At 67.9% G+C, this 7,420-nt stretch carries 7 protein-coding genes; 2 read left to right on the top strand and 5 right to left on the bottom strand.

Going from position 1 to position 7,420, the window contains the following annotated elements:
* A partial coding sequence (locus tag GRI99_RS15095) for a GcrA family cell cycle regulator (RefSeq protein ID WP_237438371.1) occupies positions 1-425 on the top strand: 425 nt, incomplete at its 5' end.
* 412 nt (positions 426-837) lie between these two features.
* Here GRI99_RS15095 and GRI99_RS15090 read toward each other — a convergent pair.
* The 4 genes from GRI99_RS15090 to GRI99_RS15075 form a co-directional block, all read right to left on the bottom strand.
* Positions 838-1,617, bottom strand: a complete 780-nt coding sequence (locus GRI99_RS15090) for a LuxR C-terminal-related transcriptional regulator (RefSeq protein ID WP_160772886.1) — start codon at positions 1,615-1,617, stop codon at positions 838-840.
* A 132-nt stretch (positions 1,618-1,749) separates the two neighbouring features.
* The gene (locus tag GRI99_RS15085) at positions 1,750-3,132 is read right to left on the bottom strand and encodes an MFS transporter (RefSeq protein ID WP_160772885.1); all 1,383 of its coding nucleotides are present in this window, start codon (positions 3,130-3,132) and stop codon (positions 1,750-1,752) included.
* A 128-nt stretch (positions 3,133-3,260) separates the two neighbouring features.
* Entirely contained in the window at positions 3,261-3,848 is a 588-nt protein-coding gene (locus GRI99_RS15080; protein ID WP_160772884.1) for a histidine phosphatase family protein, read from the bottom strand.
* A 13-nt stretch (positions 3,849-3,861) separates the two neighbouring features.
* Positions 3,862-4,809, bottom strand: a complete 948-nt coding sequence (locus GRI99_RS15075; protein ID WP_160772883.1) for an SDR family oxidoreductase — start codon at positions 4,807-4,809, stop codon at positions 3,862-3,864.
* Positions 4,810-4,996: 187 nt separating this feature from the next.
* On the opposite strand from GRI99_RS15075, the gene GRI99_RS15070 reads away from it, so the two are divergent.
* Complete coding sequence (locus GRI99_RS15070; RefSeq protein WP_160772882.1) at positions 4,997-6,286, top strand: sensor domain-containing diguanylate cyclase; 1,290 nt, start codon at positions 4,997-4,999, stop codon at positions 6,284-6,286.
* Here the strand turns inward: GRI99_RS15070 and GRI99_RS15065 are convergent.
* On the bottom strand, positions 6,283-7,344 hold the full coding sequence (locus tag GRI99_RS15065; protein WP_337192933.1) for a class I SAM-dependent methyltransferase: 1,062 nt from the start codon (positions 7,342-7,344) through the stop codon (positions 6,283-6,285). The two genes, GRI99_RS15070 and GRI99_RS15065, sit on opposite strands and share 4 nt — an antisense overlap.
* Between the last annotated feature and the right edge of the window lie 76 nt (positions 7,345-7,420).

The raw sequence follows: 7,420 nt of genomic DNA, 5'->3' as shown, positions 1-7,420 counted from the left end.
GCCCCGCCGCGCCTGCGCCCTCGGCTGCTCCCGCTGCCGCCGCACCGGCGGCCGATGGCAACAGCCAGCCGCTGCCCCCGCGCGAGAACCTGCGCGTCCACTCGGTTGGCCCCGGCGGCTTCGTGCGCCAGGGTCCGGGCGAGCAGCAGGCACCGATCCCGCCCGCCCCGCCGCGCCGCCGCGTGCCGGCCAAGCCCAGCCCCGAGATTGCCGGCAAGACCAGCCTGCTGGACCTGAACGACCGCGTGTGCCGCTGGCCGATGGGCCATCCGGGCGAGGCGGATTTCCATTTCTGCGGCGAGAAGGTGAACCCCGGGTTCCCCTATTGCGTGGACCACTGCGGCCGGGCCTACCAGGCACAGCTGCCGCGCGGCGCCCGCCGGCCCCCGCCCCCGCTGCCCTTCGGCGGCCCGCGCGTGCGCTAAAGTGCGCTGAGCCCGCAGGACGCGAAACAGGAAAGGCCCGGTTCCATCCCATGGAACCGGGCCTTTCTCGTTCCTGCGATCCCGCAAGGGGTGAAGTTGCACCGAGGCTTTGGCGGCCCGCGCGACAGGTAGGGGCGACGCGCGGGCGCGCCTCGGCGCCGTATCCGCCTTGCGGCAGACAGGAGAGAGGACGTGCGACCCCACGCCGCGAGGGGGGGGGGGAGGAGAATGCCACGCAGGGCCGCACGATCTCGGGTAAATCCCTAAGGCACCCTGGCTTGGGGTCCAGGGTGCCGAGACCAAGACACTCATCGACGCGACCCGAAGAGCCGTCGCTGGCCTCGGGGGCGCATATATGGGTGCTTTAGAAATCGCGCATGTAACGTGGTTGCCCGACAGGGACAGCCCGCGTTCAGTCTGCCCTTGGCGGGTTCTCGCCATATTGCAGGGCCCGCTGATCGGCCACGAACCGCTCGTACTCGCCCGAGACCAGCAGGCCGTGCGACATGGCCTTGACCGATGCCGTGGTGCGATCGGTCACGTCCAGCTTGGCGAACAGGCGGCGCACGTAGACATCAACCGAACTGGGCGAGATGCCCAGGATCTCGGCGATCACCGAATTGCTCTTGCCGCGGCTGATCCAGTACAGCACCTCCATCTCGCGGCTGGAAAGCGCGGGCAGCGTCTCGGAATATTGCACGATGTTGCAATAGACGCGGAAGGCCGTCTGCCCCACCGACTGGATCCGCCGCAGGTCGGCGGCGTCCGGCTCATCCCCGCCCTCGGGCAGGATCGCGCCCAGAAAGCCGCTGCGGCCGGCGGGGGCGAAACAGGCCACCCCCACCCCGCGCGCCATGCCGTACTGCGCGGCGATCTCCAGGTAGCGCCGCTGGCGGACGGACAGGTCCGCCCCTGCCAGGTCCCGCGGCCAGTAGACCGGCTCGGGACGGTCCATCACCAGGAGGGGTAGCGGGTCTATCTGGTACAGGCGCTCGCGGTACTGCTTCTCCCAGGACCAGGGCATGCCCCAGTTGGTCAGGATGCGGGGCACGCGGGTATCGCGGGTGAGCGGGGCAAGGAAATAGGCCTGCGACACGCCAAACAGCGCCAGAGCGTCCATCATCGCCTGGCGCAGGGGCACCACTTCGGTGCACGCACCTATTGCCTCAACCCGGCGGGAATACTCGTCCACGTCTATGTGCATGCCCCACCCCCAAGCGAGGAACTGCAACGGTGTGGCGGATCTCTCCGGCCCATGGCCGGTTGTCTTGCCATGAACGCGATTGTGCCACCCCCCTGCCCGGGGTGCAAGGCAGACCTTGGATCAGCCCGCCGTGCGGGTGGCTCGCGCGGGCGGGACGTGGCGATCGATCACGAAAGTGGCCACCGCCAGCAGGCCCGCAGCAGCAATCAGCACGCCGAAATAGGGTGCCAGGCTGCCATCGCCCATGTCGATCAGCGTGCCGCCGAACAGCGAAGCCGCCACCGCGCCCACGCGCGACATGAAGATGCCGAAGCCGATCCCGGCCGAACGGCACGATGGCGGATAGCCGTGCGTCATCAGCGCATACATGCTGGCGACCGCGCAACTGAACAGCGCGGCGGCGAGGCCAAACAGCGCCACCACCAGCGTCTGGTCGGCCGAGGACGAGGACGCGTCCATGCCGTTGACCTTCAGCAGCAGCACCAGCAGCGTGGCCGCCAAGGCCACACCCAGCCCCAGTTGCACGATACGCGAGCCGAACTTCTGCACCAGCAAGCCGGCCAGGATCGAGGACACGATCGAGGTAATGCCGCCGACCGACACGGCATAGGCCGCCAGTTCGAAGCCGAAGCCCTTGGCAGTCAGGAAGGTGGTGCCCCAGTTGAGCATGCCATAGGCCATCAGCGCGGCCGAGCCGAAAGCCAGCCCCACGCCGATGTTGAAGCGGGTGTTGGTGGAGGCGAACACGCCGGTGCTCTTGCCGTCAAGATCGGTCGGGTGGACTTCGGGGGCCAGGGTAAACGGTTCGTCCAGCACGCGGGCGGCCACCTTGTGTGCCTGTTCCACCTTGCCGCGCGACAGCAGGAACGATGGCCCTTCGCGCAGCGCGAAGATGATCAGCAGCAGCACCAGCAGGGTCAGCCCGCCCACGATGACGAAAGCGCCGCGCCAGCCGTAATCCTCCAGCAGGCCCGGTGCCATGAAACCCACCACGGTGCCGCCCGCCGGGGTGCCGACCGACATGGTGGTCACCCCCACAGAGCGCCAGCGATCGGGCAGCCAGTCACCCGCCAGGGTGATCGCCGTGGCATAGGCCCCGCCGAAGCCAAGCCCGCCCACCAGCCGCCAGGCGGCCATCTGCTCCACGTCCGCCGCCAAGCTGGCCCCGATGGTGGCCAGCGAGAAGACCACGGTGGACAGCGCCAGCGACCAGCGCCGGCCGATGGTGTCACCCAGCCAGCCGCCGCCCCAGGATCCCAGGCCGAAGCCCACCAGCGCGGCGCTCATGGCCAGGCCGAAGGTGCCCCGGTCCACGCCGAAATCCTCGATCACCTTGGGCGCGACAATGCCCAGCAACTGGGCGTCCATCCCGTCGCAGATCAGCACCAGCATACATATGGCGAAGGCGGCGATGGACCAGCCGCGGATGGGCTGGCGCGAAATCGCCTGGCTGAACGGCACGGCCCCCGTGGCAGCGGCTCCAGCCGCATCGGCGTGTGACATGATCGATCCTTCTCCCCCGGGTCGGCGCCCGTCTGCGGCGATCATTCCTGCAAACGCGGCAAAAGGCCAGACCCTTTGCGTGGCAAACGGTTGATATCGGCAAAAAGGGGGGCGACCGGCGCTGCCGGTCAGCCGACCGGCACTTCCTCCACCCAGCCGCCATCCAGCCGGTGGAAGCGGTCCTGCGGGCTGGAGTGATAGCGCAGCATGGCTTCGCGTTCCTCGCCCACATAGAGCGCGCGCAGCAGTGATCCGGCCACGCCGTGGCTGACGACCACCACGTTGCGGTTGCCGGCCCAGCGCAGCCAGCCCCACAGCCGCTCCATCGCCGCGTCCAGCCCCTCGCCATCGGTGCAATGCCTGGCCCAGGCGGCGAGGTAGCAGGGTTCCGCCTCCACCAGCGGGTCGCGCGCGCAGATGCTGGCGAAGTGGTGCTTCTCCCACGATCCAGCGTCCACTTCCTGCAGGCGCGCGTCGGTGATCACCGGGCGGGATATGCCCGCCGCCTCACGCACGATCAGGGCGGACTGGTGCGCCCGCTCCTGCGGGCTGGCGATGATCTCGTAATCATCGTCGTCACCGATCAGTTCGGCCAGTTTCAAGCCCATGGCGCGGGCCTGCTCGCGGCCCTGGCTGGTCAGCGGACTGTCGAAACGGCCCTCGATGCGCCGCTCCATGTTGAATTCGGTCTGGCCGTGGCGCAGCAGGTAGATCATCGCCATCCTTTCCTTACTGGCCGCCGGCGGGCGACTTGGATCCCAGGTCCAGCACCATGTCGGCCTCGTCCTCCTTGGGCACGGGGCGGTTGCCCGGGGCCATCAGGTTGCGCACCTGCTCGGCCCGCATGTTCTCGAACTTCACGCGGCCGGGGGTCGGTTCCTCGGTGGGGAAGGCATCCTCGATCTCGCGATGGCGCTGGCGCACCTCGTCCAGGAACTCGCGGTTGGTGAAGATGTAGAAGCGGTTGGCCTTGATCGCGTCCACCACCATGCGCCCGGTATCTTCCGGGTCGATCGCGCCGCGCATCGCATCCCACAGCGTCTTGAGGAATTCCGGGGCATTCGCCTCATCGATGCTGGGATCGTCCTCGGGCAGCGGCACCAGCGCGGTGCGGGTGGCGCCGGGGAACAGGCAGGACACGCCGATGCCCTTGGGGGCAAGCTGCATCCGCAGGCTCTCGGAAAAGCCGCGCACGGCATACTTGGCGGTGGAATAGGCCGCCAGGCCCGGCAGCGGCACGATCCCGGCCATGCTGCTGGTGTTAACGATGTGCCCGCCCTCGCCCTGCGCGCGGATGATCGGGGCAACGATCTTGGTGCCGTTGACCACGCCGCCCAGGTTGACCGCCATGGCCTTGTCCCAGTCATCGAAATCCGGGCTGGCCGCCGTGCCCCCGCCGTTGACCCCGGCATTGTTGCACAGCACGTGGATCTTGCCGAAGTGGGCCAGCGTCTCGTCCACCGCGGCTTGCAGACTGTCACGGTTGGCCACGTTGGCTTTCACGAAGAACACCGCGTTGTTGCCGGCAAGCTGGGCCCTGGCCTTGGCGATATGCTCGTCGCTCCAGTCCGCCAGGCTCACCTTCATGCCTTCGGCCAGGAAGGCCTTGGCCATGCCCAGACCGATGCCGCTGGCCCCGCCGGTGATGAAGGCCACCTTGCCTGTGAGTTGTTCCATTGTTCGCTTCTCTCCCTTGTCCCCGGGAAAATGGCGCAATTGTTCGGGTCTGGCCAGAGGCTCCGCGCGGGAATCCGTATGCTTGCGGCAACTTTCTGGAAAGCTTTGAAAATCATGCGGATTTCGGCATCAGGGGGACCAATGCATTAACCAATTACCGCTATGGTTCGCGGCCTGGAGGATCAGGATGTCCGAAACCCAGCCGTCGTTCGGCGATGGCGCAGCCTTGCACAGATTTCGTCGCCTGCTCTGGATCGGCCAGTGCGGGACGGCGCTGCTGCTGCTGTTCGCGCTGACGCTGGACGGGCCGGGGGCCACGGTGCTGACGCTGGTGGGGGCCGCGCTGATGCTGGCCCAGTTCGCCATGTCGCGCCTGATCGCCGGACGCTCGCTGGCGCTGATTGCCGAACATGCCCGCCTGCTGCGCGAGGCAGAGGAATCGCGCCAGCAGATCGAGCAACTCTTCGCCATGACCGACATGCTGCAAAGCGCCCAGAACCACGAGGACGTGGGCGCGATCCTGGAAGCCACCGCCGTCCACCTGCTGCCGCAGTTCCGCGGCGGCCTGTACATCTTCAACAATTCCAACGACCGGCTGGACCTGGTGCGCCACTGGCCGCAGGGGCCCGATTGCGACCCCGCGCCCGCGCTGGTTCCCGGCAACTGCTGGGCGCTGAAGCGCGGCAAGGCGCACATCAACGACCCGGTAAAGGGCACCCTGTGCTGCCAGCACAACAACGGCGTGTTCTCCACGCTGGAAGTGCCGATGGTGGCGCGCGGCAAGGTGCATGGCCTGCTGATGCTGGCCATCGCCAGCGATAACGGGACGGCGCAGTTGCAGGCCGTGCGGCGCATTGCCCGCGCGCTGGCCGATTCGGTCAGCCTGGCGCTGGCCAACATCGGCCTGCAGGAAAAGCTGCGCACCCAGTCGCTGCGCGATCCGCTGACCGGGCTCTACAACCGCCGCTACATGGAAGACGCGCTGGATCGCTACATCTCGCTGGCCGAGCGCGACGGCAGCCCGCTGGCCGTGGTGATGGTGGACCTCGACCACTTCAAGAAGCTCAACGATACCCAGGGCCACGCCAAGGGCGATGCCGTGCTGCGCGAGGTGGCGGCGCAGATGGTCGGCTCGCTGCGCCCGGCCGACGTGGTGGCCCGCTATGGCGGCGAGGAATTGGTGGTAATCCTGCCCAACTGCGGGCTGGAGGATGCCCGCCTGAAGGCCGAGATGCTGCGCGCCCGGATCGAGAGCCTGGGCGCGGTGCATACCATGCCGATCACCGCCTCGTTTGGCGTGGCGGCAATCCCGGAAACGGCCAAGGGCGCATCCGACGTGGTGGCCCTGGCAGATGGCGCGCTCTACGCCGCCAAGCAGGCGGGCCGCAACACGGTGATGGTCGCCACCCGCCGCGCGGGCAAGCCGGGGCGGGCGGCGAAGGCCGACGTGAAGGCGGCGCTCAGCGCGGTCAGTTAGTTCCGCGCTTCTAGCACCATGTTGGTGGGGGTCTGCGTGGCCCGGCGCACGCGGGCAAAGCCGCCCTCGTTCAGCACCGCCGCCAGCCGCTTCTCGCCCGCCTGCGCACCCAGCCCGAGGCCCACTTCCTGCGCCAGCGACGCGGGCACGCAGCCCATGCAACTGAAGCCATAGAAGATCTGCCCCATCGGGTGCATGTTCTCGGCCATGGTGTCGCCCGCCATGGGCTCGACCACCATGAACACGCCATCGGGCTTCAACGCCGCTCTGATGTGCGCCGCCGCGCCCACCGGATCGCCCATGTCGTGCAGGGCATCGAAAATGCAGGCCAGGTCAAACCCGTCACCGGCAAAGTCCTGTGCCTTGGCCACCTGGAAGCTGACGTTGGTGACGCCTGCCTCTGCCGCCTGCTTCCTCGCCGCAGAAATGCTCGGTTCGTGGAAGTCGATGCCCACAAAGGTCGACCTGGGAAAGGCCTTGGCCATCAGCACGGTGGAGCTGCCATAGCCGCAGCCGATATCGGCCACCTTGGCGCCTGCCTCCAGCCGCTCCACCACGCCGTCCAGCGCGGGCAGCCAGTTGCTGACCAGGTTGGCGGCATAGCCGGGACGGAAGAACCTGTCCGTGCCGCAGAACAGGCACTGCGAATGGTCGCTCCACGGGCGGCCCTTGCCGCTCCTGAACACGTCGACCGCCTTCTCGTGCATTTCGTACTGCGCAATCACGGCCTGGATGAAGCCCTGCATGCAGGCGGGCTGGCCCTCGCGGGTGAAGACCAGCGCCTTCTCCGGCGGCAGGTAGAAGGTTTCCGCCACGGGATCGAAATCGACGTAACCGGCGGCGGAGACCGAACCCAGCCATTCGCGCAGGTACTTGGGCTCCATGCCGGTCTTGGCGGCAAGCTGGTCCAGCGTTATGGGCCCCTCGCCGTCCATCGCCGCGAACACGCCGGCCTGGTCCCCCAGGTAGGCCATCATCAGGCTGACGGCGCCGGCCACGTCATGCATGACCTTGCCGGCCATGGCCCCGACCTTGTCGAAATCGATCGTCTCTTCCACAGTGCGCTCTCCCGTTTGTGGTTCTTGTCTGTGGCACGGCTTTGTCACGGCGGGGGCGCGACCGCCAAGCCTCAAA

The sequence above is a fragment of the Alteraurantiacibacter buctensis genome (assembly GCF_009827655.1).
Lineage (GTDB): Bacteria > Pseudomonadota > Alphaproteobacteria > Sphingomonadales > Sphingomonadaceae > Alteraurantiacibacter > Alteraurantiacibacter buctensis.
Note: the sequence above shows the minus strand (reverse complement) of the source record. Positions and strands in the feature narration are given on the sequence as shown.

Coding starts and splice junctions, on each gene's coding strand:
- GRI99_RS15085 (WP_160772885.1), bottom strand. CDS start 3,132: ATGTCACACGCCGATGCGGCTGGAGCCGCTGCCACGGGGGCCGTGCCG.
- GRI99_RS15080 (WP_160772884.1), bottom strand. CDS start 3,848: ATGATCTACCTGCTGCGCCACGGCCAGACCGAATTCAACATGGAGCGG.
- GRI99_RS15075 (WP_160772883.1), bottom strand. CDS start 4,809: ATGGAACAACTCACAGGCAAGGTGGCCTTCATCACCGGCGGGGCCAGC.
- GRI99_RS15070 (WP_160772882.1), top strand. CDS start 4,997: ATGTCCGAAACCCAGCCGTCGTTCGGCGATGGCGCAGCCTTGCACAGA.